Genomic DNA, 24,244 nt, shown 5'->3' on the forward strand with positions numbered 1-24,244 from the left:
CAACCGCTGGAGACGCCCGGTGAGTTCCCCAGATCCACAGGTTCGCGCAGCGCGAAACCACTCAACCAGTCCCGCCGCGCGCGGGCCCGTCGTCGCGGTGACCGGTGCCGCGTCCGGCGTAGGAGCGCTGCTCACCGAGCGGCTCGCCGAGTCCGACGAGATCCGGCAGGTCATCGCCATCGACGAGCGGCGCGGCGAGTGCGCGGCCGCCCAGTGGCACATCCTGGATGTGCGGGACCCGGCGATCGCCGAGAAGCTGCGCGGGGCGGATGTCGTCGTGCACCTCGCCGTCGACCTCGACCTCGGCACCGACTCGGCGGCGCGCAGCGCGTACAACGTGCGCGGCACGCAGACCGTGCTCACGGCGGCCGCGGCGGCCGGGGTGCACCGGGTCGTGCTGTGCACCTCGGCGATGGTCTACGGGGCGCTGCCCGACAACGAACTGCCGCTCTCGGAGGACGCCGAGCTGCGGGCGACCGCCGAGGCCACGGGGGTCGGCGACCTGCTGGAGATCGAGCGGCTCGCACGCCGGGCGCCGCGCGCCCATCCGGGCCTCAATGTCACCGTCGTCCGCCCGGCGACCCTCGTCGGGGGCACGGACACGGCGCTGACCAGGTACTTCGAGTCTCCTCGGCTACTGGTGGTGGCCGGGTCGCGGCCCGCCTGGCAGTTCTGTCATGTCGAGGATCTGTGCGGTGCGCTGGAGTACGCCGTGCTGGAGAAGGTCGACGGGGAGCTGGCCGTCGGGTGCGAGGGGTGGCTGGAGCAGGAGGAGGTCGAGGAGCTCAGCGGGATCCGGCGGATGGAGCTGCCGTCCGCGGTCGCTCTCGGGGCCGCCGCTCGGCTGCACCGGATCGGGCTGACGCCGTCACCGGCCGGGGACCTGGCGTACACGATGTATCCGTGGGTCGTGAGCGGGAGCCGGCTGCACGATGCCGGGTGGCGGCCGCTGTGGACGAACGAGGAAGTGTTGGCGGAGCTGCTGGAGGAGGTCGCCGGGCGGCACACCGTGGCCGGGCGGCGGCTGGGGCGCAAGGACGCGACGGCCGCGGGGGCCGCGGGGGCGACGGTCGCTCTGCTGGGTACGGCGGCGTTGGTGCGGCGGGCCCGGAAGGCGCGGGGGCGGCGGTGAGGGTGCGCCCTTCGCTGGGGCTGTGCGAGGTGGGCAACGCTCGAATGCCCCTACGCGCGCGTGAGGGCTGTTCCCACCGTGTCGGGTCGGAAGCACGTGGGGCACGATGGGGGGTATGGCAGTGAATGACGATCACCCTGGTGAGCAGGGGGCCGAGGAACCCGTCAAGCTGATCGGGATCCGAGAGACGGCGCTCTCCGTCGACGAGGTGTTCCGGGCGGTCGGGGACGACGCGGCCGGGGGGACCGCGCTGTTCGTGGGGACCGTGCGGAACCACGACGGGGGAGCCGATGTCGACGAGCTCGGCTATTCGTGTCACCCGACGGCCGAGGCCGAGATGCGGCGGATCGCGGAGAAGGTGGTCGCCGACTACCCGGTGCGGGCGCTCGCGGCCGTGCACCGGGTGGGGAGGCTGAAGGTCGGGGACCTCGCCGTGGTCGTCGCCGTGTCGTGTCCGCACCGGGGCGAGGCCTTCGAGGCGTGCCGGAAACTGATCGACGATCTGAAGCACGAAGTGCCCATCTGGAAGCACCAGAAGTTCTCCGATGGCACGGAGGAATGGGTGGGGGCCTGCTGAGGCCGTGACCGGAACGCGCCCGTGCGCGTTCCGGTTGCGTAACCCGCCCCCCGGCGCGAGCGTTGACGGTGCGGACGGATAATCTGTTGATCAGTAAGTTGCCGTCGCTTGACAGGGGTTGGGAGGTCGGCATGGGGGCGCTCGCCTGGTTGCTGATTCCGCTGGTGGCTGCGATCGGTGCCGGACTGTGGGGTGGCTGGGCCAGCCGGAACCGCAGGACCATGGAGGACGGCAGCGAGCTCGCGGGGTACTCGCGGTTCCGTGAGGCCATGGAGCGGTCCCACTCCGGCGGCTAGCCGCATCCGTTCGCCTTCGCCCCGGACGGGCGGCCCCGACAGTGCACTGACAGGGGTGTCCCGTACTGTCGTTCCATGCCACGCCGCACCGCGACGATGCTCGCCTCCACCCTGATGCTGATCGCGATCCTGTGCGCGGGAGTGCTTCTTCCCGTGCCGTATTCGGAGATGTCGCCGGGGCCGACGGTGAACACGCTGGGGCAGCACGACGGCGAGCCGGTACTGCAGATCTCGGGGCGCAAGACCTATCCGACGACCGGGCATCTGAACATGACCACCGTTCGGGTCACGAGCGCCGACTACAGGATGAACCTGGTGGAAGCCGTCTACGGATGGCTGGCACACGACAACAAGGTCGTGCCCCACGACACGCTGTATCCGGACGGCAAGACCGAGGAGCAGTCGACCCAGGAGAACGCCGAGGAGTTCAGCCAGTCCCAGGAGAGCGCCAAGGTCGCGGCCCTGGAGCAGCTGGACATCCCCGTCAAGTCGTGGGTGATCGTCTCCACCGTCCTCAAGGACTCCCCGTCCGAGGGCAAGCTGCACGCCGGTGACGTGATCAAGTCCGTCGACGGTACGGCGGTCAAGGCGCCCGAGGACGTGGCGAAGCTGGTCACCAAGCACAAGCCGGGCGAGAAGGTCGACTTCGTCATCGTCCCCGCCAAGGCGCAGGCCGCCGCCGAGAAGGCGAACAAGGCGGCGACGGAGACCGAGAAGATCACGATCACCACCGCCAGGTCGGACGACTCGGGCGAGGAACGGGCGATCGTCGGGATCTCCGCCGGGACCGACCACACCTTCCCGTTCACCATCGACATCAAGCTCGCCGACGTCGGCGGCCCGAGCGCCGGACTGATGTTCGCCCTCGGTATCTACGACAAGCTGACGCCGGGCAATCTGACGGGCGGGAAGTTCGTGGCCGGCACCGGCACGATCGACGACGAGGGCAAGGTCGGCCCCATCGGCGGCATCGAGATGAAGACGGTCGGCGCGCGCGACAAGGGCGCCGAGTACTTCCTGACGCCCAAGGACAACTGCGCCGCGGCCGCCAGGGACACCCCCGACGGACTCACCCTCGTCAAGGTCGACACCATCGAGGACGCCCTGGGAGCCCTGGAGGACATCCGCTCCGGGGACACCGCGGACCTGCCGAAGTGCACCACCAAGGGCTGACGGAGACGGATGTGCACGCGCGCGTGGGGGCGCTCCCGAAGACCGGGGGCACCCCCACCGCCGTACGGCCGGAGATCAGTCCACGAAGGTCGCGGACAGGGCCTCCGCCAGGCCCGGTACCAGCTCGGGGCCGGTGAGCACCTCGGTCGGCGTGTCCTTCTCGCGCAGGCGCAGGGCCGAGTCGCGGGAGCCGTCGCGCAGGACGGCGACCGTCATACGGACCTCCTGGCGGTCGGGGTGGGAGGCGACCCACTTGGTGAGGCGGGACCCGTCGAGGTTCTCGGGGACGGACGCCTCGGCGGACGGCGGCAGCATCAGCCGCTCCACGGTCAGCGCGCAACCGACCACCGCGTCGGGCCAGGCAATGGTGCCGAGGAACTCGTCGAGCGCCTTGCCGGCGGGGATCTCGTCCTGCTCGATCGGGGTGAGACCGGCGGACTCGGACTCGTCCTGCAGACCGAGCTGGGCCGCGAGGGCGGGTTCCTGTGTCCGCAGACGCGCGGTATCCACGAGGGCGAAGAGGCGGGCGGGCTGGTCCCAGCCGAGGCCCGAGGCGTACTCGTCGATCTCGAGGACGGCCCGGGTGAGGGGGTTCGCTGCCATGGGAGTGTTGGACATGGTCACAATCCTGCCTCGTTCGTTCCCGGAAGCGGGAACCGAGTAAAGCGTGAGTAAGTTGCATAGGTGAGGCCCCTACGATCACGGGGCCCGCTGGAGGGTCCGTAGACGCGGGCCTGATGGATCGACAGCGAACTTCGAGGTGCGCACCTTGGCTTTCCAGATGCCGGACCGCGGCGGAGGCCCGACGGGGCCGCGGATCAGAGTGGGCCGACCGTCCCGACGCGTCCGGACACTGCTCATGACGCTGGGCGTCCTTGCCGTCCTCGGCATGGCGTTCGTCATGTTCGCGGGGTTCTGGACGGACTGGCTCTGGTACCGGTCGGTGAAGTACTCGTCCGTCTTCACCACCACGCTGTGGACGAAGATCGGGCTCTTCTTCGTCTTCGGTCTGTTGATGTCGGCCTCGGTCGGCTTCAACGTCTGGCTGGCGCACCGGCTGCGGCCGCCGCTGAGCGCCATGTCGATGGAGCAGCAGAGCCTCGACAGGTACCGCATGGGCATCGCGCCCTACAAGAAGTGGCTGCTCCTCGGGATCACGTCCCTGGTCGGCCTCATCGCCGGCGCCTCCGCCTCCGGGCAGTGGCGCACCTGGCTGATGTGGGTCAACGGAGTGTCGTTCGGCCAGAAGGACCCCCAGTTCGACCTGGATGTCGCCTTCTACGCCTTCGACCTGCCCTGGTACCGCTTCCTGCTCGGCTTCGGCTTCGCCGCGGCCGTGCTCTCGGTGATCGCCGCCGCGCTCACGCACTACCTGTACGGCGGCCTCAGGGTCACCTCGCCGGGCGCGCGTGCCACGGCCGCGGCCACCGGGCACCTGTCGGTGCTCCTCGGTATCTTCGTCGCCCTGAAGGCGGTCGCCTACTGGCTCGACCGGTACGGCCTCGCGGTGAAGTCCAGTGACTTCAAGGCGACCGGCAACTGGACGGGTCTGCGCTACGTCGACGCGAACGCGTATCTGCCGGCCAAGACGATCCTGTTCTGCATCGCCGTCATCTGTGCGCTGCTGTTCTTCGCCACCATCTGGCGGCGCACCTGGCAGCTGCCGGTCATCGGCTTCGGCCTGATGGTGCTCTCGGCGATCCTCATCGGCGGGCTGTACCCGGCCATCGTCCAGAAGTTCCAGGTCCAGCCGAACGAGCAGGCCAAGGAAGCGCCGTACGTCGAGAAGAACCTCTCGGCGACCCGGCAGGCCTACGGCATCGACGGGACCGAGGTCGAGGAGTACTCGGGGGTGAGTGACACCACCGACAAGGCCAAGCTCCGCAAGGACGCCGACACCACGGCCAGCATCCGCATGCTCGACCCGAACATCGTCTCGCCGACGTTCCAGCAGCTCCAGCAGATGAGGAACTACTACGCGTTCCCCACGAACCTGGACGTCGACCGGTACAGCGGCGCGGACGGCGCGGAGCAGGACACGGTCATCGGTCTGCGCGAGCTGAACCTCGCCGGCATCCCGAAGAACAACTGGATCAACGACCACTTCCGCTACACCCACGGCTACGGCGTGGTCGCCGCCAAGGGCACGGAGGCCACCTCCGGCGGCCGCCCGGTGTTCACCGAGTCCGACCTGCCGTCCAAGGGCGACCTTGGCCAGTACCAGCAGCGGGTCTACTACGGCGAGAAGACCACCCAGTACTCGATCGTCGGCGGTCCCCAGAAGGAGATCGACTACTCCGACGACAGCGGTGAGAAGACCACCAGCTACAAGGGCGGCAGCGGGGTCAACCTCTCCAACCCGGTCAACCGGGCCGCGTACGCGGTGGCGTTCAACGAGCCGCAGATCCTCTACTCCGGCGCCATCGGCGAGGGTTCGCGGATCCTCTACAACCGCACGCCCAAGGAGCGCGTCGAGGCGGTCGCCCCCTGGCTGACCATCGACGGTGACGCCTACCCGGCCGTCGTCGACGGGAAGATCCAGTGGATCGTCGACGCGTACACCACCACCAACGGCTATCCGTACGCCTCCCGCACCACCCTGGGCGACACGACGGCCGACTCGTTGACCGCGGACAACAGCCAGCGCGCGGTGGTGGCGCAGCAGAACCAGGTCAACTACATCCGCAACTCGGTGAAGGCGACCGTCGACGCGTACACGGGTCAGGTCAAGCTCTACCAGTGGGACACCCAGGATCCGGTCCTGAAGACCTGGATGAAGGCGTTCCCGGACACGGTGGAGCCGAAGACGGCGATCTCGAAGTCGCTGGAGGCCCATCTGCGGTACCCGCAGGACCTGTTCAAGGTCCAGCGCGAACTGCTGACCCGCTACCACGTCAAGGACGCCGAGACGTTCCTCAGCGGCAGCGAGGTGTGGCAGGTCCCGGACGACCCGACCAACACCTCGGGCAACGCGGTGCCGCCGTACTACCTGAGCATGAAGCTGCCGGGCCAGTCGGAGCAGGCGTTCTCACTGACGACGACGCTCACGCCGAACGGCCGGGACAACCTCAGCGCCTTCGTGTCGGTCAACGCCGAGGCGGGCACAGCGGATTACGGCAAGATCAGAGTCCTGAAACTGCCGACCAGCGAACCGATCGACGGACCCAAACAGGTCCAGAGCCAGTTCAACTCCGAACAGGACATCGCCGAGACCATCAGCCTCCTCAAGAGAGGTGACTCGCAGGTCGAGTACGGCAACCTCCTGACGGTTCCGCTCGACGGCGGACTGCTCTACGTCGAGCCGGTCTATGTGCGAGGCGGCGGCCTCAAGTACCCGCTGCTGCGCAAGGTCCTGGTCACCTACGGCGGCAACACGGCCTTTGAGGACACCCTCGACGAGGCGCTCAACAAGGTGTTCGAAACCGAGGGTCCGCCCACCGAACCACCGGTGGACGACGGCGACGAGGGCACCGACGAGCCGCCGACGTCAGGCGATCCGACGGTCCAACAGGCCCTGGAGGACGCCCAGAAGGCCTTCGACGAGGGCCAGCAGGCCCTCAAGGACGGCGACTGGGAGGCGTACGGCCGGGCCCAACAGGACCTGGAGGACGCCCTGAAGCGGGCCGAGGAGGCGCAGGCCCAGACCGACGGGGCCGGCGGCAACGCCGGCGAGAACAGCGACCAGAGCGGCGAGGAAGGCTCCGGAAGCGGCTGATGCAGAGCTCCACCCCGCGCCGTGGTACGGTTGCAACGCAACGGCGCGGGGTGGAGCAGCTCGGTAGCTCGCTGGGCTCATAACCCAGAGGTCGCAGGTTCAAATCCTGTCCCCGCTACTGAAGTTGAAGGCCCGGATCCTCTAAAGGATCCGGGCCTTCGACGTGTTGTCGGGGGAGGCGGGGAATTCTGTGTTTGACTTGTCGCTCTGTGGGCATGTCGACAAAACGCTGTAGTGACCTCAATGGCTGCGGTATACCAGGTGTACCCAGGTTGCAGGTGGTGCGACGATGGACGTTATGGGGGACAAGGCAACTCTGTTGGAGACAGGGCGGTTTGCGCAGTCTGTCGACCTTGCGCTGCCTGCCGACTTCGTGGTGCCCGCCGAGTCCGAGTCGTCGGCCGAGTCCGTGCAGACGGCGGACCAGGACGAGACGGGGGACGCCGTCGAGGAGGCCCGGCAGCGGATCGCCGCCGAGGCCGGTGACGCCGAGGCGATGAGCGTCCTCGGGGCCATGCTGCTGCGCCGTGGTGACCTCGACGGAGCCGAGCCCTATCTGCGGGGTGCCACCGCCGCGGGGGACCGCGCCGCCGCCAACAACCTGGGTGTCCTGCTCCACCAGCGCGGGTACGCCGACGAGGCCGCCAGCTGGTGGCGGATCGCCGCCGTCGCCGGGTCCGCCGCGGCCGCGCACGCGCTCGGCCGGCACCACCGGGAGCGCGGCGACGAACCGGCCGCCGAGTACTGGCTGCGCCAGTCCGCCGAACAGGGGCACGCCCTGGGCGCGTACGCCCTCGCCGACCTGCTGGAGCACCGCAGCGACGCCGCCGCCGAGCAGTGGATGCGCGTCGCCGCCGAGCGCGGCCACCGCGAAGCCGCCTACCGGCTCGCGCGGACGCTCGACCAGCGTGCGGAAGACGAGGAGCGCGCGGCCGTGCGAGAGGGGCGCAGAATCGCGCGCGCGGCGTTCGAGATCGGGGGCCCTGGCCGTGAGGCCGTGCGTGAGGGGCGTGCTCCCGGGCGGGACGGGCGTGCGCGTGCTGTCGCGAGCGAAGACCGGTCCGCCGTAGGGGAAGGGGAGTCCGGTGCCGGCAACGGTGTCGGGCTGTCCGCCGCCGAGGAGGCCGAGCAGTGGTACCGCCAGGCCGCCGCGCGCGGGCACCGGCGGGCCGCCCTGCACCTCGGGGCGATCCTGGAGCGGCGCGGGGAGCTCAAGGAGGCCGGGCGCTGGTATCTGACCTCCGCCAAGGACGGCGAGCCGCGCGCCGCCTGCGCGCTGGGGTTCCTGCTGCGGGACGCCGGTGACACCGAGAGCGCGGCCGTGTGGTGGCTGCGCGCCGCCCAGGACGGCGACGGCAACGCGGCGAACGCGCTGGGCGCGCTGCACGCCGAGCGGGGCGAGACGCAGACCGCCGAGCGGTGGTACCGAGCCGCGATGGACGCCGGTGACGTCAACGGCGCGTACAACCTCGGGCTGCTCTGCGCCGAGCAGGGGCGGACCGCGCAGGCCGAGCAGTGGTACCGGCGGGCCGCGTACGCCGGGCACCGCGAGGCGGCGAACGCGCTGGCCATCCTGCTGCTCCAGGTCGGCGACGCGTCCGGGGCCGAGCCGTGGTTCTCCAAGGCCGCCGAGGCGGGCAGCGTGGACGCCGCCTTCAACCTGGGCATCCTGTTCGCCGGGCGGGGCGACGACGTGAAGGCGCTCGTCTGGTACGAGCGGGCGGCCGCGGCCGGGCACACCGAGGCGGCGCTCCAGGTCGCCATCGCGCGGCTGCGGGACGGCGACGAGCGGGCCGCCGAGCGGCATCTGCGGTGTGCCGCCGGTGGGGGCAGTGCGGAGGCCGCGTACCGGCTGGCCGCCGTGCTCGACGCGCGCCGGCCGCCCGCGCCCGCGCATGAGCTGGGGGAGCCGGTGCGGGAGAAGAACGAGTGCGAGGAGTGGTACGAGAGAGCCGCGTCGCAGGGGCACCGGCGGGCGCAGGTGCGGGTCGGGATGCTGGCTGCCGGGCGGGGGGATGTCGTCGAGGCCGCGCGGTGGTACCGGGTGGCGGCGGAGTCCGGGTCGCGGAACGGGGCGTTCAATCTGGGGCTGCTGCTCGCTCGGGAGGGGAGTGAGCCGGAGGCCGCGGTGTGGTGGGCTCGGGCCGCCGACGCGGGGCATGGGCGGGCCGCTCTGCGGCTTGCGCTCGTCTACGCGCGTCGGGGGGAGCTGGTGGAGGGGAAGCGGTGGGCCGATCGGGCCGTTGCGCTCGGGCCGGCGGAGGTCGCGGAGCGGGCAGCGCGGTTGCGGGATGCGTTGCGGGACGAGTTGTCGGCGTAGTCGTGCGTGGCCGGAGCGGCTGCTCGGGCCCGGAGGTGTGAGGGCGCGTGTCCCGATCGCCCCAGCGGTGCGACTGCCGCGGCTGGGGACGGCGCCAGGCCGTAAGGCATGGCTGCCTGTCCCAGCTGGTCAGGGCTGGGTCTTAATGGATTTGCTCTGGTCGGTGGGGGTGACGTAGTGTTCTGTTCATCGACGCGGGGTGGAGCAGCTCGGTAGCTCGCTGGGCTCATAACCCAGAGGTCGCAGGTTCAAATCCTGTCCCCGCTACTGAATGCCGAGGGCCCGGAACCGATCAAGGTTCCGGGCCCTCGGTGTGTTCGCTTGGCGGAAAGTGGTCACGGGAAAGCCCCCGGCGGTTCGGTCGCCGGGGGCTGTCGTCGCGTCGGGGGCGGGCTATGCCTTCGTGCAGTTCGGGCAGACGCCTCGGTAGGTGACCTCTACGTCCGAGACCGTGAAGCCGAAGCGCTCGGAGGAGGGGAGGTCGGCGAGGGGGTTGCCGGTGGGGTGGACGTCGCGGATGGTGCCGCACTGGGCGCAGACCAGGTGGTGGTGCGGGCGGTGCGCGTTGGGGTCGTACCGCTTGGCCCGCTTGTCCGTGGCGACCTCCAGCACCTCACCGAGCGAGACCAGCTCACCCAGGGTGTTGTAGACGGTCGCCCGGGAGATTTCGGGCAGCTTGGCGACAGCGCGCGCGTGCACCTCGTCGGCCGTCAGATGGACGTGTTCGCCGTCGAGGACCTCGGCCACGACACGCCGCTGCGCGGTCATACGCCATCCGCGTCCGCGCAGCCGCTCCAGAAGGTCACTCATACCGGTCAGCCTAACAGCAAAGCGAAACAGATCCCGAACAGGTGTGACTTTGGAGCTTGACTTGAATTGGATTCTGTCCAATGTGAGGGGCGGGCGCCGGGATCTTCTGGGAGATCCCGGCGCGGGGAGCGGGTCTATGCCGTCGCGTGCTGTCGGGCCGGGGTCCAGCAGCGGATGATGTCGCGGACCGAGACGATGCCTATGGCGGTGCCCTCGTCGAGGACGATCAGATGGCGGAAGCCGCCATGGGTCATGGCGCGGGCCGCCTCCTCCAAGGTCCAGGACGGCGTGGCGAACACGACGTCGGTGGTGGTGTGGGCGTGCGCCCGCTCGGTGTCGGGGCTCTGGCCGAGGCCTACGGAGTTGAGGACGTCGCGTTCGGTCAGGATGCCGAGTCCGCCGGCGTCCGGGTCGAGGACCACGGCGGCACCGATCCGGCGGGCCGACATCAATGCGGCGGCCTGACGGAGGGTGTGATCGGGGCCGATGGTGAGGACCACTGTGCTCATGGCGTCGCGGACGAGCATGGAGTTCAGCCACCTCCTAGGGAACCCCCGTGACCGGCAGTTCGGGCTCCGGCGCCGAATGCGCCTGTTGAGCACTGCACAAGTTCACAAGTGGGGGGACTCTCAATGTGGCAGGCAAAGCGGAGGTCAACAAGAGGGCGTGCGTGGGCAGTTCGGGGCGCCCCGGGATCACTCTGGGCCCGTGCGCTTCGTCGGAAGCCGACAGGGTCGGTTCGGTGGACGCCGGTTCAGGTTCAGTAACGCTCGTTCAGGTATCCGAGCAACTCGTCGTGGAGCAGGCCGTTCGAGGCTGCCGCGTTGCCGCTGTGCGGGCCGGGGCGGCCGTCGAGGCCGGTGAAGCTGCCACCCGCCTCGGTGACGATGATCGCGTTGGCGGCCATGTCCCAGAGGGACAGCTCGGGTTCGGCGCAGATGTCCACGGAGCCCTCGGCGACCATCATGTACGGCCAGAAGTCGCCGTACGCGCGCGTGCGCCACACCTCGCGGGTCAGGTCCAGGAAGCCGTTGAGGTGGCCGCGGTCCTCCCAACCACCGAGGGAGGAGTACGCGAAGGAGGCGTCCGACAACTCGGCGACGCGGGAGACGTGCAGGCGGGAGGCGGAGCTGAGGCTGCGGCCGGTGAAGGCGCCGTGGCCCTTCGCGGCCCACCAGCGGCGGCCGAGCGCGGGGGCGGAGACGACGCCGACGACAGGCTGGTAGCCGCCCTCGCCGGCCTCCATGAGGGAGATCAGGGTGGCCCAGACGGGGACACCCCGGACGTAGTTCTTGGTGCCGTCGATCGGGTCGACGACCCAGCGGCGGGGGCCGGTGCCCTCGACGCCGTACTCCTCGCCGAGGATCGCGTCTCGGGGGCGGGCGCGCTGGAGCTGGCCGCGGATCAGTTCCTCGGCGGCCTTGTCGGCCTCGCTCACCGGGGTCATGTCCGGCTTCGTCTCGACCTTCAGGTCGAGGGCCTTGAAGCGGGACATGGTGGTGGCGTCGGCGGCGTCCGCGAGGACGTGGGCGAAGCGGAGGTCGTCGAGGTAGTCGGCCATGTTGCGAACGGTATCTGTCGAGGTCGGTGCGGGGCTACAGGGGGCCGGGGTAGGTGGGGCGCCCAGGGGTGCTGCAGGCGGGCCGGGGTTTCGCTCACCGGCGCTTGCCGGGTGCCGCCTGCGCCCACCCGTGCCGCCCCAGCGGCACGACTGCCCCAACTATGGCAGGCCAGGGGACTTGCCCCCTCGCAGCTGGGTACGGGTGGTGGTGCGATACCCAAGGCTTCGGCGGAGCGTGCCGCGCACGTTGGCCGATGTGCGCCCCCAGGGGCCGCCGCGAACCCTTGACAGTGACTTGATGCGCGTCAAATCTGAGGGCCAGAGCCGCCCGCTCGCTTTTAGGGAGGCGATGATGCCTGCAGCGCGGGAATCTTTGTTGGACGCCGCTTACACGGCGCTGGTGCGCCGACCGTGGTCCGCCGTGCGCATGGTGGATGTGGCGGCGGTGGCCGGAGTGTCACGTCAGACGCTGTACAACGAGTTCGGCAGCAAGGACGGTCTCGCCAGGGCCCTGGTCCGGAGGGAAGCGGACGGCTATCTCGCCGGTGTCGAGCGGGCGCTGGCCACCCCGGCGGACCCCCGGGACCGGCTGGCCGCGACCGCCGAGTGGACCGTGGCGGCCTCCCGCAACAACGCGCTGATTCGGGCCATGCTCACCGGCTGCTGGAGCGAGCGCCTGCCCTCTCCGACCCTCACGGCGGTGCCCTCGTCCTCCGCGGTGCCCGCGCAGCGCCGCGCGGACGGGCCGCTGCCCGCGCCCGCCGACTTCGTGGCCCTGGTGCGCGAGCGGGCCGTCGCCGTGCTGTCCGCACCCGGCACCCCCAAGACGGACACCGTGGAGCTGGCCCGTTCCTGCGAACTCGCCGTACGCCTCGCCCTGTCCTGTGTGGCGGCGCCCCCGGGCGAGGGCGGGGTCACGGACCTCGTGCGGACCGCGTTGCCCCGCCAGTTCAGCCGATCCCTCGGCCAGCCATAGCCAGGGGGCGGGATCCAGAGCGAACTAGTGCGCGGAACCCGACAGTTGGAGTCCCACGACCCCCACGATCACCAAGGTGATGGAGACGATCTTCAGGGTCGAGACGATGTCACCGAGGAAGATCATCCCGTAGATCGCGGTGCCGGCCGCGCCGATGCCCGTCCAGACGGCGTAGGCGGGGCCGACGTCGAGCTTCTTCAGGGAAAGGGTCAACAGGCCGAAGCTGCCGAGCGCGAAAACGCAGAAGGCGACCGTCGGCCAGAGTCTCGTGAACCCGTGTGAGAGCTTCAGACAGACGGCGAACCCGGTCTCCAGCAGTCCCGCCACGACAACCAGCAGCCACGCCATGTCTCGCCCTCCCGTGTCCCCACGCTCCGTGACCGCTTCGTGTGATCTCGTCTGGTCTGGATCAGACTTGGTGCGATTATGCACTTACCGGGTGGAGAGGGTCGCAAACAACGCGGAGGTCAGTCGCCTTCCCGCCGTTCGCGCGTCGCGAGGAGCCTGCGCAGGGAGTAAAGGCGGGCCGGGTCCGCGTGACCGTCCGCCACCCACTGGTCCAGCGCGCAGTCCTGCTCGTCGTGACTGCACGCACGCGGACAGCCCTCGGTGCCCGGCACCAGGTCGGGGAAGGCGTTGATGACCCGGGACGGGTCGATGTGGGCGAGGCCGAAGGAGCGTACGCCGGGGGTGTCCACGACCCAGCCGCCGTCCGAGTCCGCGAGGGGGAGGGCGAGTGCCGAGGTCGTGGTGTGCCTGCCCCGGCCCGTCACCGCGTTGACGTGGCCCGTCGTACGGCGGCGGTCCTCCGGGACCAGGGCGTTCACCAAGGTCGTCTTGCCGACGCCCGAGTGGCCCACGAAGGCCGTGACCTTGCCGGCGAGGTGTTCGCGTACGCGGTCGGCGGCGCCGCCCGTCTCCAGTTCCTCGCGGCTCGTCACGACGTACGGGATGTCGATGTCGCCGTACAGCTCCAGGAGTTTGTCGGGGGAGGCAAGGTCCGACTTGGTGAGCACGAGGAGGGGATCCAGGCCGCCGTCGTAGGCCGCCACCAGGCAGCGGTCGATCAGGCGGGGGCGGGGTTCGGGGTCTGCGAGAGCCGTGACGACGGCGAGCTGGTCGGCGTTGGCGACGACGACGCGCTCGTACGGGTCGTCGTCGTCCGCCGTGCGGCGCAGCACCGACGTGCGGTCGGCGATGCGCACGATCCGGGCGAGGGTGTCCTTCTTGCCGGAGAGATCGCCGACGATGGCGACGGTGTCGCCGACGACCGCGGCCTTGCGGCCCAGTTCGCGGGCCTTCATCGCGAAGACGACGCGGTCCTCGACGAGGCAGGTCAGCCGGCCCCGGTCGACGGTGAGGACCATGCCCTCGGCGGCGTCCTCGTGCTTCGGACGGATGTTCGTACGGGGACGGTTGCCCTTGCGGTTCGGGCGGCTGCGGATGTCGTCCTCGTCGGTGTGCTTGCCGTAACGGCGCATGATCCCGGTCCGCCCGTCAGTTCTTCCCGAGCATCCCGGCCCACATGTCGGGGAAGTCCGGCAGGGTCTTGGCCGTCGTCGCCACGTTCTCGATGCGTACGCCCTCCACGGCCAGGCCGATGATCGCACCGGCGGTGGCCATGCGGTGGTCGTCGTAGGTGTGGAAGACACCGCCGTGCAGGGGACGCGGGCGGATGTGGAGGCCGTCGGCGGTCTCGGTGACATCGCCGCCGAGTTCGTTGATCTCCTTGGTGAGCGCGGCCAGGCGGTCCGTCTCGTGCAGACGGAGGTGGGCGACGCCCCGCAGGGTCGAGGGGGAGTCGGCGAGAGCGGCGACCGCCGCGATGCCCGGGGTCAGCTCGCCGACCTCGCTCAGGTCCACGTCGATGCCGTGGATCGCGCCCGAACCGGTGAACACCAGCCCGTATTCGGTCAGTTCGCAGGTGCCGCCCATCTCCGTGAAGATCTCGCGGAGCTGGTCACCCGGCTGCGTGGTGCGCGCGGGCCAGTCGGGGATGACGACCTTGCCGCCGGTCACCAGGGCCGCCGCCAGGAACGGCTGGGCGTTGGACAGGTCCGGCTCGATCGTCAGGTCGCGGCCGAGCAGCGCGCCCGGCGTCACCCGCCACACGTTCGGCTCGCCGCCCGACTCCGGGGTGTCCACCTGGGCGCCGACCGAGCGCAGCATGTCCACGGTCATCCGGATGTGGGGCATGGACGGGAGCGTCGAGCCGATGTGACGGACCTCGACGCCCTGGTTGAAGCGCGGGGCGGACAGCAGGAGCGCCGACACGAACTGCGAGGACGAGGACGCGTCGATCGCCACCGGGCCGCCGTCCAGGGCGCCGCTGCCGTGAACCGTCAGCGGGAGCGCGCCGCGGCCGTCGTCGTCGATCCGGGCGCCGAGGACGCGCAGGGCGTCGATCACGCCGTTCAGGGGACGCTCGTACGAGCGGGGGTCGCCGTCGAAGCGGATGGGGCCGTCGGCGAGGGCGGCGACCGGGGGGAGGAAGCGCATGACCGTGCCGGCGTTGCCGACGTCGACGGTGGCCGGGCCGTGCAGGCCGGTGGGCAGGACGCGCCAGGCCTCGCCCGAGGCCTCGGAGCCGCCCGCGACCGAAGAGCTGGACGAGACGGTCTCCTCGATACCGACGCCCATCGCGCGCAACGCGGCCGCCATCAGCAGGGTGTCGCGGGAGCGGAGGGGGCGCCGCAGCCAGCCGGGCTCGCTCGCGAGGGCGGCGAGGACGAGGGCGCGGTTGGTGACCGACTTGGACCCCGGGACGTGGACCGTCGCGTCGACGGCTCCGCTCGCGTAGGGGGCGGGCCAAAGGGCGGGCTGTGCGTTCAGGGCCATGCGGCCACTTTAGTAGGGGTTCGCCCAAGGGGGTGCCTCGTGATCGCCGTGGGCGCCCTTGGGGTCGGTGGGGCTTCTCGCGCAGTTCCCCGCGCCCCTGGGATGTGCCCCTGCGGGGCTGCGTCACAGCGTGTCACAGCCCCAGGAGCCACCTTCCACCACCCATCAGGGCGCAGAGCGACACCACGTGGAACATCACCAGCCATACCGTCGCCGGCAGGTGGGTCAGGCGGGAGAGCTGATCGGCGTCCGAGTCGCCGGCGCCTCCTCGGCGGCGCTTGGACTGGAGTTCGAAGGCGGGGCGTACACCGCCCAGCAGGAGGAACCAGACGACCGCATAAGCGAAGGCGGCCTGGACCTGGGGGCCCGCGAGCCAGGAGACGACCACGAAGGTGCCGCCGGTGAGGACGACCGTGAGGGCGCCGTAGGCGTTGCGGATCATGATCAGCATGGCGACCAGCAGGATCGTGGCGAGCCAGAGGAGCAGCGTGATGCGGCCGGAGCCGAGGAGGGCGGCGCCGCCGAGGCCGAGGAGCGGGGGAGCGGTGTAGCCGGCCGCGGCGGTGAGGATCATGCCGAGGCCGGTGGGCTTGCCCCGGCTGACCGTGAGGCCGCTGGTGTCGGAGTGCAGCCGGATGCCGGTCAGGGTGCGGCCGGTGAGCAGCGCGACCAGGCCGTGTCCGCCCTCGTGCGCGATGGTGATGGCGTTGCGCGAGAGCCGCCAGACGCCGTGCGGGACGATCGCCGCGAGCGCGGCGACCGCGGTGGCTATGACGACCCAGATGTCAGGGTCGGGCTGGGTGCCGAAGACTTCGTCCCACAGGCTGGCCAGCGAGGTGGCTGCGGTGCTTTCCATGTTCTGCGGTGGCTCCTCGGGGTGGCGATCGACAGGGGCTGGCGCGTAGCGCCGTCGTTGGGGGGTGGTGGTCGGGAGACGGGTGGGCCTGGCAGTGTGGCACTTATGTGCGGACGGTATGCGTCGAGTCGTAGGCCCGAGGATCTCGCAGGAATCTTTGAGATCGAGAAGTGGGAGCCGGAGGAGACTCTGGAGCCCGATTACAACGTGGCTCCCACCAAGGAGGTCTACGCGGTTCTCGACCGCCCTCTGAAGGACGCCGACGACAGGAAGCCGGTTCGCCAGCTGCGCAAGCTGAAGTGGGGGCTGGTGCCGTCCTGGTCCAAGAACCCCGAGGGTGCCGCCCGGATGATCAACGCCCGCGCGGAGACCGTGCACGAGAAGCCGTCGTACCGCCGTGCCTTCACCACCCGGCGCTGCATCCTGCCCGCCGACGGCTACTTCGAGTGGGTCACCGCCAAGGGGGAGCGGGAGCTGGAGGTCGAGGGGAAGAAGAAGCGGCCCCGGAAGCAGCCGTACTTCGTGCTCCCGGCCGACGGGTCCGTCTTCGCGATGGCCGGGCTGTACGAGTTCTGGCGGGACAAGACGCTGCCGGACGACCACCCGCAGGCCTGGTGGGTCACCTGCTCGGTGATCACGACGGAGGCCGAGACGACCCCGCTGGCCGTCGCCCCGGAGGACGGCCCGCACACGTTGGCCGAGATCCACCCCCGGATGCCGCTGATGCTCACGCCCGACCGGTGGGACAGCTGGCTCGATCCGGCCCGCACGGACCTCGACGACCTGCGTGGGCTGCTGGAGCCGCCGCCCGCCGGGCTGATGCGCGCCTACCCCGTCTCCACGGCCGTCAGCAACGTCCGCAACAACAGCCCGGAGCTGCTGAAGGAGCTGGAGGGCCCCGAGGAGGGCACACTCTTCTGACGTGACCGAGATCAAGACAGCGACAGAAGACATCGACACCGAGGCCGGTACGGCCCGCGTCACCTGGTACGGCGCCGGGAAGCCGAGCGTCGTCCTCGCCGTCGGTCACGGGGCCGGTGGCGGGATCGAGGCGCGTGACCTCCAGGCCCTCGCCGCCGTCCTCCCCGCGCACCGGGTGACCGTAGCCCTGGTGGAGCAGCCGTGGCGGGTGGCCGGGAAGAAGCTCGCGCCCGCGCCGAAGACGCTGGACATGGGGTGGCGGGGGGTGTGGCCGGCGCTGGCGAAGCCGGGGCTGCCGGTGATCGCGGGCGGGCGCAGCGCCGGGGCCCGGGTGGCCTGCCGTACGGCGACGGAGCTCGGCGCGGCGGCCGTACTCGCGCTGAGCTTTCCGCTGCATCCGCCGGGCAAGCCGGAGAAGTCCCGGGCCGACGAGCTGCTCGGCGCCGGGGTGCCCACGCTCGTCGTGCAGGGCGGGAACGACCCGTTCGGGCGCCCGGAGGAGTTCTGGGCGGGGCCGGGCGGATCGGCGGGCTCGTACCGGCTCGTGGAGGTGCCGTACGGCGATCACGGGTTCGCCGTGCCGAAGCGGGCGCCCCTCGGGCAGGAGGAGGCGCTGAAGGTGATCACCGACGGTGTCGTGGAGTGGATCGCGTCACTCGGATGACGGGACGGGCCGCGCGCGGGAATGTCGGGCGGCGGACCTCTGTTGTGCGGATCAGACAGCGCGAGAACCGTGCTGACCGTTGTAGGAGAGGGAGTCCGCCGCATGGGTTCGACCGTTTGCCCGAGCCGCAGCAGCCGCGCTGACCTGGACTGGACGGTGCTGCACGCGGCCAAGAGCGGCCCTATTCGGGCGGCGGCGGGCAGGGATCGTCGTCTATCCTCCGATTCTGGTGGTACCGGTTTCGGTGCCGCACAGACGCTGGAGGAGGTGGGTCCGGTCACTGGGACCGACGCAGGGACCGAACGGGGCCAGGCGGAGCAGCCCGAGGGCACCGAGACCGCCGCGGAGCGCAGCGCCCGTTTCGAGCGGGACGCTCTGGAATTCCTCGATCAGATGTACTCGGCGGCGCTGCGCATGACGCGCAACCCGGCCGACGCCGAGGACCTGGTGCAGGAGACGTACGCGAAGGCGTACGCGTCCTTCCACCAGTTCCGTGAGGGCACCAACCTGAAGGCCTGGCTGTACCGCATCCTCACGAACACCTTCATCAACTCGTACCGCAAGAAGCAGCGCGAACCCCAGCGCTCCGCGGCCGAGGAGATCGAGGACTGGCAGCTGGCGCGCGCCGAGTCGCACATGTCGACGGGTCTGCGTTCCGCCGAGTCGCAGGCGCTCGATCATCTGCCCGACTCGGACGTGAAGGAAGCGCTGCAGGCGATCCCCGAGGAATTCCGCATCGCCGTCTATCTCGCGGATGTCGAGGGCTTTGCGTACAAGGAGATCGCCGACATCATGGGGACACCCATCGGTACGGTGATGTCCCGGCTGCACCGGGGTCGCCGTCAACTGCGCGGCATGCTGGAGGACTACGCCCGTGATCGTGGGCTGGTCCCGGCCGGTGTCGGAGAGTCGAACGAAGCGAAAGGCTCGGGCTCATGAGCTGCGGAGAGCCGCACGAGACGGATTGCGGCGAAATCCTCGATCATCTCTACGAGTTCCTCGACCGTGAGATGCCCGACGCCGACTGCACCAAGTTCGAGCACCACTTCGAGGAGTGCTCGCCCTGCCTGGAGAAGTACGGGCTCGAACAGGCCGTCAAGAAGCTGGTCAAGCGGTGCTGCGGGCAGGACGACGTGCCCACCGATCTGCGGGCCAAGGTGATGGGCCGAATCGATCTGATCCGGTCGGGACAGACCGTTCCCGAGCATGATGTGACGGCCTCGCCGGTCACGCCGCAGGAGAGCTGAGTTCTGAGCCCGTTCCGGGGGCGGCTGTGTGGCCGTCCCCGGAACGGGCTCAGTCGTGTGCGGAGCGGTGGCGCAGCGGGCTCAGACCTCGAGGCCGTTCTCGATGCGCTTCAGGCCGTGCCGGGCCAGTGCCAGGTTGCTGCGGGAGCGGTCCAGCGCCAGGTAGAGGAAGAGCGACCCCTTGCTGCTGGTCAGCGGGCGGATCAGGTGGTACTGCCGGCCCAGCGTGATCAGGATGTCCTCGATCACGTCGTTCATGTCCAGCGAGGCCAGCGTGCGCATCTTGGAGCGCACCACCTCGGTGTTCCCGGCCGCCGCGAGCTCCAGGTCGAGGTGCTGCCCGCCGCCGAGGGTGCCGAGCGACATACCGCTCTCGTAGTCGACCAGCGCGACGCCGATCGCGCCGTCGAGGGCCATGGCTTCCTTGAGCGCGGTCTCGATGTTCATATTGCTGCCCCAATTCCTCAGTGCTGCTGACCGGTCACTGTCCGGCCAACTACGATCGAACGCGAGTGACCCAGCGGTCACAAACATCAACTTTGTTGTGTGTTATGGAAGTTGGCGTTCAAAGTACTGCGCGGCGCGTGGACGTGGAGGGCGAATGGGGGAACGAGTGACAGCGCTCCAGGCCTCCCTGGACCGGCTTCTCGAGTCCCCCGGCGTCACCGGCGTCGCGCTGATCGACGCGGTCACCGGTCTCACCTACGCGGCGGCGGGCGACGTCGCCCAGGCGGGGACCGGGACCGAGTGCTCCGATCTCGCCACCCTCATCTCCGAGCGGCTCGGCGCGGCGGGGGCCGAGGGGGAGTTGGAAAGCGTGGTCATGACCAGCAGACGACGCCATCAGGTGCTGCTCTCCGTGGACCGGTCGGCCGGCGACCCGCTGCTGCTGGCGGCGGGGCTCGACCGGGACCGGGCGAACGTGGCCCTGGCACTGCGCAGCCTCGGTGACCGGGCGCGAGAGGTGCTGGCGTGAAGACTCCCTCGGCGCGCAACGTACCCGCGCTCCTGCAGGCACTGCACCAGGAGGGCTACACCGGCACGGTCCGGGTCTCCGGCTCCCCGGGTGGCACGATTCATCTGCGGGACGGCCTGATCGGCGCGATCGAGACACCGGGTGCGCCGACCGCGACGTCCGCGCTGCTCTCCTCGGGCCGCATCGACGACGACGCCTGGCTGGCGGCCTGCGCGGCGGAGCCCGACGCCGACCGGCTCGGCTCACACCTGGCGGCCGCCGGTCTGATCGGCGCCGCCGAGTTGGAGGTCGTCTGCACGGCGGCCGTGTTCGACGGGGCCTTCGCGATGGCGCTCAGCCCGCCCGGCGGCTGGGAGCTGGCCGAGCGGCAACCCACACTCCTCGCCCGGCCCGGCGTCGAACCGCGCCCGCTGGCCGAGGAGACCACCCGGCGCATGGCGCTGCTGTCCCGGCTGTGGGGCCCCGCGGGCGAGCTGGCCCGTGTGCGGCCCGAACCGGTCGGAGGCCGCGGCACCCCGGAATCCGACGGCCGGCTGACCCGACGCCACCGGGACCTCGTGGAGAGCGTCAACGGCCGTCGTACGCCGCGTGACCTCGCCTTCACCCGGGGACGCGGGCTCTACGCGGTGATGCTGGACCTCATCCGCCTGGAATCGCTCCAGGCCGTCCGATGGGAGACCGGGACCCCGCCCGACAGCCGGCCCAGCACCGCCCTCCGCGTCCCGCCGGGGCCGTCGCCATCCGAAGAACCGTCACCGAGAGCCGGTCCCCTGCCCAGACGCAGGCCCGGTGGAGGTTCTCCCACGGGAGACCTCGGAGGAAAGGGCGGGTAGTGAGCCCCCACAAAGACCCGGCCCGCAAGCGCCGCATCCGCAGCAAGGCCGCCCGCCTCAGACGGCGTTCGATCCCGCCGGCAGCCGCGGACGACCGCCCGGCCCCGCCCGCCGAAGCCCCGCCGCCCGCCGCACCCGTCCCCACGACCGTGGCAGGACCGTCGACCGCCGAGTCCGGTGGTACGGCGGTCGAACATCCGCCGTCCACCCCATCCACCTCGTCCATCCCGTCCGTTCCGTCCACCGCGTCCGGTGCGGCCACCCCGTCCTCCGCTTCCGGCGACGTGGCCGAAACACGACCGTCGTCCGCCGAACCCGGTGGTACGGCCGCGGAACCGTCGACGTCCGCCGACCGCGGTGGCCCCGTAGAACGGCCGTCGTCCGCCGAACGCGGTGGTACGGCCGCGAAATCGTCGTCGTCCGCCGAACCCGGTGATACGGCTGATACGGCCGCAGAAACGTCGTCGTCCGCCGACCCCGGTGGCGCGGCTGGGGGACGGCCGCCGTTACCCGTGCGGGGCGCGGCGCCGGCTCCCGGAAACGCCGGGGGCGACGCGTCGGGCATCCCGGACGTGCCGCCCCCGTTCCCGCCCCTGTCCCTGCTGTCGGCCGAGGAACTGCTCGCCGACCAACCCTCCGTCGAAATGCTGCGGCGCGTCCGTCGCGGCCTGCGGGCTCTCCCCGAGTCCGACCGGCGCCTGTCCGACTGAGCCGCTCGGACCCCCTCCCCACCGCAGACGTCTGGACCAAGGAGCACGTGCCCATGACCGCACACGCATCGACCGAATCGCTGACCGGCATCCTGGCCTCGTTGCGTGATCGGGTGATGGGCGTCTCCGAGAGCGTCCTGTCCACTGTGGACGGGCTCCTCGTCGTCGCCGACGTCGACAAGGTGCACCCCGAGTCCATCGCCGCGCTCGCCGCCGCCACCCTCGGCGTCGGCCGCCGCATGGCCGACCAGTCCGGCGCCGGCGCGCTCCGCGAGGTCGTCGTCCGGTGCGGCGCCGGGCACGTCATCGTCGTGGCCGTCGGCGAACGCACCCTCCTGACCGTCATGGGCGACGACGGCCTCGACATCGCCGCCTTCCAGCGCGAGTCGCCGGCGACCGTGGAGCAGCTCAACAAGGTGCTCGCGGCCGACGTGGCGCACTGAAGCCGGGGCGTCGGCGGCCCGCCCACGTCGAACGCCTGCGCGGTGCCGGCGGTCGGATTTCGCGGTATGTGCGTGCATACGAGGAGCAGGCGGGGGCAGCAGGGTCCGGAGGGTCGCTCAGGGCGCTGCGGGCACTGCGGCGGGACCGGCGCGGGTCTGTCACCCGGAGGTGACGGAAACGCTCGCGAGGGTGCTGTCGAGAGACTGTCTGACCGCGCCTGTGGTGGGGTAACCCATGGGTAATGAGCGGCCCTCCATCCGTCCGTGGTTGGATGCGAGGGAGAGGGTGTACCGGGGGCGACGGCCAGCCCACTCCGATGGAACTGGCAGGCGGGAACCGTAACTGGCAGGCGGGAATCGTGAGGATCTTCGGCAAGGGACGGCATCGGCCCTCCGCCTCTTGGCGGCAGGCCACCGACCGTGCGTTCACGCTCATCGGCGACGGCCGGTACGAGGACGCGGGCGCGCTGTTGACACGTGCCGCGGACCTGGAGCCGTGGCTGTCCGAGTCCTGGTTCAACCTCGCGTTGCTGCACAAGTTCCGGCACGACTGGGAGCAGGCGCGGGCGGCCGGGCTGAGGGCCGTGGCGCTGCTCGACCGGGAGACCGGGGCGCCCGACTGGTGGAACGTGGGCATCGCCGCGACCGCCCTGCAGGACTGGCCGCTGGCGCGCCGGGCCTGGCAGGCGTACGGGCTGCGGGTGCCCGGGGGCGCGGCCCGGCCGAAGCCCGGGGGTGGCCCCGGCGACTCCGGGGAGCCGGTTGGCATGGACCTCGGCAGCGCGGCCGTACGGCTCTCGCCGGAGGGTGAGGCCGAGGTCGTGTGGGGGCGACGGCTGGACCCCGCCCGGATCGAGGTGCTCTCCATTCCGCTGCCGTCGTCGGGGCGGCGCTGGGGCGAGGTCGTCCTGCACGACGGGGTGCCGCACGGCGAGCGGACCACGGCCGCGGGGCACGCCTATCCGGTGTTCGACGAGATCGAGCTGTGGGCGCCGTCACCGGTGCCCACATGGGTGGTGCTGCTGGAGGCCGCGACGGAGGCCGACCGGGACGCGCTGGAGCGGCTCGCGGCGGACGCCGGGTTCGCCGCGGAGGACTGGTCCTCGTCGGTGCGGTTGCTGTGCCGGCTGTGTTCGGAGTCGCGGATGCCCTCGGACGAGGGCGACGGCGAGCATCTCGATCCGCACGACCACAGTGAGCCGGGGCACCCCGGGCCGCTCGGGCACGTGACGGACGGGCAGCTGTGGGCGCCCGAGCGGGAGTGCGGGTTGGCCGCGCCGGCTTCGCTGGTGCGGGGGTTGCTGGATGGGTGGGTCGCGGACAGCCCGGATTCTCGTGACTGGCGGGATCTGGAAGAGGTCTGTTAGGGGCGTGCGGTCCGTCAATGGCTGCGGGTTCGTCGTGGTTGCTCGCGCAGTTCCCCGGGCTCCTTAGGGGGCGCCCCCTCGGGGGCGCGATCCCCGTACCCTGTATCAACAACTTCTCCCCTTGTTTTTCTGAGGAAGGCGTACGTCTGTCATGGCGCAGCAGGACACCGATCAGCAGCACGTGGGCGTGCTCCCCGTCGATGACGAGGGGTTCGTCGTCGACACGGAGGACTGCGAGGAGCGCGAGCAGGCGTACCGGGAGCGTGGCACGTCGCGGCCGATCACTGTCGTCGGGAACCCGGTGCTGCACAAGGAGTGCAAGGACGTCACGGAGTTCGGCGACGAGCTGGCGAAGCTGGTGGACGACATGTTCGCCAGCCAGCGCACGGCCGAGGGCGTGGGGCTGGCCGCGAACCAGATCGGTGTGGATCTGAAGGTGTTCGTGTACGACTGCCCGGACGACGAGGGCAAGCGGCACACCGGTGTGGTCTGCAACCCCAAGCTGGTGGAACTGCCCGCCGAGACACGTCGGTTGGACGACAGCAACGAGGGCTGTCTGTCGGTGCCGACCGCGTACATGCCGCTCGCCCGCCCCGACTACGCTGAGGTCACCGGGCAGGACGAGAAGGGCAACCCGATCAAGGTGCGCGGCACCGGTTACTTCGCGCGGTGCCTGCAGCACGAGACCGACCACCTGTACGGCTACCTGTACATCGACCGGCTCTCCAAGCGCGACCGCAAGGACGCCCTGCGGCAGATGGCCGAGAGCGAGCCCCGGTACCCCGTGGTCGCCAACGACTGAGACGGCCGGCGAAAACCGAGGCGCGGG

Annotated in this window: 26 protein-coding genes and 2 tRNA genes; 19 read left to right on the forward strand and 9 right to left on the reverse strand. The window is 70.7% G+C overall.

The genetic code is table 11. The annotated features are described in order from the left end of the window. Positions 1–19 precede the first annotated feature (19 nt). From ACWD26_RS11730 to ACWD26_RS11745, 4 genes are all read left to right on the forward strand, one after another. A complete protein-coding gene (locus ACWD26_RS11730; RefSeq protein ID WP_046704446.1) occupies positions 20–1,132 on the forward strand; it encodes an SDR family oxidoreductase in 1,113 nt (370 codons plus the stop codon). Between the two features lie 115 nt (positions 1,133–1,247). After that, a complete protein-coding gene (locus tag ACWD26_RS11735; protein WP_451268760.1) occupies positions 1,248–1,709 on the forward strand; it encodes a molybdenum cofactor biosynthesis protein MoaE in 462 nt (153 codons plus the stop codon). Between the two features lie 131 nt (positions 1,710–1,840). Next, the gene (locus ACWD26_RS11740) at positions 1,841–2,005 is read left to right on the forward strand and encodes a hypothetical protein (protein ID WP_451268762.1); all 165 of its coding nucleotides are present in this window, start codon (positions 1,841–1,843) and stop codon (positions 2,003–2,005) included. Positions 2,006–2,080: 75 nt separating this feature from the next. Beyond that, entirely contained in the window at positions 2,081–3,178 is a 1,098-nt protein-coding gene (locus tag ACWD26_RS11745; protein ID WP_451268764.1) for a YlbL family protein, read from the forward strand. A gap of 75 nt (positions 3,179–3,253) precedes the next feature. On the opposite strand, the gene ACWD26_RS11750 is transcribed toward ACWD26_RS11745, so the two are convergent. Then, positions 3,254–3,796, reverse strand: coding sequence for a PPA1309 family protein (locus ACWD26_RS11750; RefSeq protein ID WP_451268766.1), 543 nt, complete (start codon positions 3,794–3,796; stop codon positions 3,254–3,256). Positions 3,797–3,959: 163 nt separating this feature from the next. Between ACWD26_RS11750 and ACWD26_RS11755 the strand changes: the two genes are divergently transcribed. The 4 genes from ACWD26_RS11755 to ACWD26_RS11770 all read left to right on the forward strand — a co-directional run bounded on the left by ACWD26_RS11755 (position 3,960) and on the right by ACWD26_RS11770 (position 9,480). Then, the gene (locus ACWD26_RS11755) at positions 3,960–6,893 is read left to right on the forward strand and encodes a UPF0182 family membrane protein (RefSeq protein WP_451269128.1); all 2,934 of its coding nucleotides are present in this window, start codon (positions 3,960–3,962) and stop codon (positions 6,891–6,893) included. A gap of 44 nt (positions 6,894–6,937) precedes the next feature. Next, a tRNA-Met gene (locus tag ACWD26_RS11760) sits at positions 6,938–7,011 on the forward strand. A 171-nt stretch (positions 7,012–7,182) separates the two neighbouring features. Continuing rightward, positions 7,183–9,213 carry a tetratricopeptide repeat protein gene (locus tag ACWD26_RS11765; RefSeq protein WP_451268768.1) on the forward strand — a complete coding sequence of 677 codons (2,031 nt, stop codon included), beginning with the start codon at positions 7,183–7,185 and terminating at the stop codon, positions 9,211–9,213. Between the two features lie 193 nt (positions 9,214–9,406). Further along, a tRNA-Met gene (locus ACWD26_RS11770) sits at positions 9,407–9,480 on the forward strand. A gap of 126 nt (positions 9,481–9,606) precedes the next feature. Here the strand turns inward: ACWD26_RS11770 and ACWD26_RS11775 are convergent. The 3 genes from ACWD26_RS11775 to hisN all read right to left on the reverse strand — a co-directional run bounded on the left by ACWD26_RS11775 (position 9,607) and on the right by hisN (position 11,584). Continuing rightward, the gene (locus tag ACWD26_RS11775) at positions 9,607–10,023 is read right to left on the reverse strand and encodes a Fur family transcriptional regulator (RefSeq protein WP_451268770.1); all 417 of its coding nucleotides are present in this window, start codon (positions 10,021–10,023) and stop codon (positions 9,607–9,609) included. 134 nt (positions 10,024–10,157) lie between these two features. Then, positions 10,158–10,550, reverse strand: a complete 393-nt coding sequence (locus ACWD26_RS11780) for a CBS domain-containing protein (protein ID WP_451268772.1) — start codon at positions 10,548–10,550, stop codon at positions 10,158–10,160. Between the two features lie 233 nt (positions 10,551–10,783). Then, on the reverse strand, positions 10,784–11,584 hold the full coding sequence (gene hisN, locus ACWD26_RS11785) for a histidinol-phosphatase (RefSeq protein WP_451268774.1): 801 nt from the start codon (positions 11,582–11,584) through the stop codon (positions 10,784–10,786). A gap of 352 nt (positions 11,585–11,936) precedes the next feature. Here hisN and ACWD26_RS11790 point away from each other — a divergent pair, with 352 nt between their 5' ends. Further along, complete coding sequence (locus tag ACWD26_RS11790; RefSeq protein WP_451269130.1) at positions 11,937–12,560, forward strand: TetR/AcrR family transcriptional regulator; 624 nt, start codon at positions 11,937–11,939, stop codon at positions 12,558–12,560. Between the two features lie 24 nt (positions 12,561–12,584). Here ACWD26_RS11790 and ACWD26_RS11795 read toward each other — a convergent pair whose 3' ends face one another. The 4 genes from ACWD26_RS11795 to ACWD26_RS11810 all read right to left on the reverse strand — a co-directional run bounded on the left by ACWD26_RS11795 (position 12,585) and on the right by ACWD26_RS11810 (position 16,254). Further along, positions 12,585–12,908 carry a DMT family transporter gene (locus ACWD26_RS11795; protein ID WP_239757131.1) on the reverse strand — a complete coding sequence of 108 codons (324 nt, stop codon included), beginning with the start codon at positions 12,906–12,908 and terminating at the stop codon, positions 12,585–12,587. A 119-nt stretch (positions 12,909–13,027) separates the two neighbouring features. Beyond that, the gene (gene rsgA / locus ACWD26_RS11800; protein ID WP_451268777.1) at positions 13,028–14,041 is read right to left on the reverse strand and encodes a ribosome small subunit-dependent GTPase A; all 1,014 of its coding nucleotides are present in this window, start codon (positions 14,039–14,041) and stop codon (positions 13,028–13,030) included. Positions 14,042–14,057: 16 nt separating this feature from the next. Beyond that, the gene (gene aroA / locus ACWD26_RS11805) at positions 14,058–15,398 is read right to left on the reverse strand and encodes a 3-phosphoshikimate 1-carboxyvinyltransferase (RefSeq protein WP_451268779.1); all 1,341 of its coding nucleotides are present in this window, start codon (positions 15,396–15,398) and stop codon (positions 14,058–14,060) included. Between the two features lie 133 nt (positions 15,399–15,531). After that, positions 15,532–16,254 (reverse strand): M50 family metallopeptidase, encoded by a 723-nt coding sequence (locus ACWD26_RS11810; RefSeq protein ID WP_451268781.1) that lies wholly within the window; start codon positions 16,252–16,254, stop codon positions 15,532–15,534. A 105-nt stretch (positions 16,255–16,359) separates the two neighbouring features. Here ACWD26_RS11810 and ACWD26_RS11815 point away from each other — a divergent pair, with 105 nt between their 5' ends. The 4 genes from ACWD26_RS11815 to rsrA all read left to right on the forward strand — a co-directional run bounded on the left by ACWD26_RS11815 (position 16,360) and on the right by rsrA (position 19,086). Further along, positions 16,360–17,175: an SOS response-associated peptidase gene (locus ACWD26_RS11815; RefSeq protein ID WP_451268783.1), complete on the forward strand. Its 816-nt coding sequence runs from the start codon at positions 16,360–16,362 to the stop codon at positions 17,173–17,175. Position 17,176: 1 nt separating this feature from the next. Next, complete coding sequence (locus tag ACWD26_RS11820; RefSeq protein WP_451268785.1) at positions 17,177–17,839, forward strand: alpha/beta hydrolase family protein; 663 nt, start codon at positions 17,177–17,179, stop codon at positions 17,837–17,839. Between the two features lie 267 nt (positions 17,840–18,106). Continuing rightward, a complete protein-coding gene (gene sigR / locus ACWD26_RS11825; protein ID WP_451269132.1) occupies positions 18,107–18,778 on the forward strand; it encodes an RNA polymerase sigma factor SigR in 672 nt (223 codons plus the stop codon). Then, positions 18,775–19,086, forward strand: coding sequence for a mycothiol system anti-sigma-R factor (rsrA, locus tag ACWD26_RS11830; protein WP_451268787.1), 312 nt, complete (start codon positions 18,775–18,777; stop codon positions 19,084–19,086). The genes sigR and rsrA overlap by 4 nt, the downstream gene beginning before the upstream one ends. 81 nt (positions 19,087–19,167) lie before the next feature. On the opposite strand, the gene ACWD26_RS11835 is transcribed toward rsrA, so the two are convergent. Further along, positions 19,168–19,533: a hypothetical protein gene (locus ACWD26_RS11835; RefSeq protein ID WP_319763817.1), complete on the reverse strand. Its 366-nt coding sequence runs from the start codon at positions 19,531–19,533 to the stop codon at positions 19,168–19,170. Positions 19,534–19,687: 154 nt separating this feature from the next. Here ACWD26_RS11835 and ACWD26_RS11840 point away from each other — a divergent pair, with 154 nt between their 5' ends. The 6 genes from ACWD26_RS11840 (at position 19,688) to def (ending at position 24,217) form a co-directional block, all read left to right on the forward strand. Further along, the gene (locus ACWD26_RS11840) at positions 19,688–20,062 is read left to right on the forward strand and encodes a hypothetical protein (protein WP_451268789.1); all 375 of its coding nucleotides are present in this window, start codon (positions 19,688–19,690) and stop codon (positions 20,060–20,062) included. Continuing rightward, positions 20,059–20,895 (forward strand): DUF4388 domain-containing protein, encoded by an 837-nt coding sequence (locus ACWD26_RS11845; RefSeq protein WP_451268791.1) that lies wholly within the window; start codon positions 20,059–20,061, stop codon positions 20,893–20,895. Before ACWD26_RS11840 ends, ACWD26_RS11845 begins: the two co-directional genes overlap by 4 nt. After that, positions 20,895–21,605 carry a hypothetical protein gene (locus tag ACWD26_RS11850; RefSeq protein ID WP_451268793.1) on the forward strand — a complete coding sequence of 237 codons (711 nt, stop codon included), beginning with the start codon at positions 20,895–20,897 and terminating at the stop codon, positions 21,603–21,605. Before ACWD26_RS11845 ends, ACWD26_RS11850 begins: the two co-directional genes overlap by 1 nt. Before the next feature lie 53 nt (positions 21,606–21,658). Beyond that, complete coding sequence (locus ACWD26_RS11855; protein WP_451268795.1) at positions 21,659–22,048, forward strand: roadblock/LC7 domain-containing protein; 390 nt, start codon at positions 21,659–21,661, stop codon at positions 22,046–22,048. A 359-nt stretch (positions 22,049–22,407) separates the two neighbouring features. Beyond that, positions 22,408–23,415, forward strand: a complete 1,008-nt coding sequence (locus ACWD26_RS11860) for a tetratricopeptide repeat protein (RefSeq protein ID WP_451269134.1) — start codon at positions 22,408–22,410, stop codon at positions 23,413–23,415. Between the two features lie 151 nt (positions 23,416–23,566). Next, entirely contained in the window at positions 23,567–24,217 is a 651-nt protein-coding gene (gene def / locus ACWD26_RS11865) for a peptide deformylase (RefSeq protein WP_451268797.1), read from the forward strand. The last annotated feature ends 27 nt before the right edge of the window (positions 24,218–24,244 follow it).

The sequence above is a fragment of the Streptomyces sp. NPDC002787 genome (assembly GCF_053592095.1).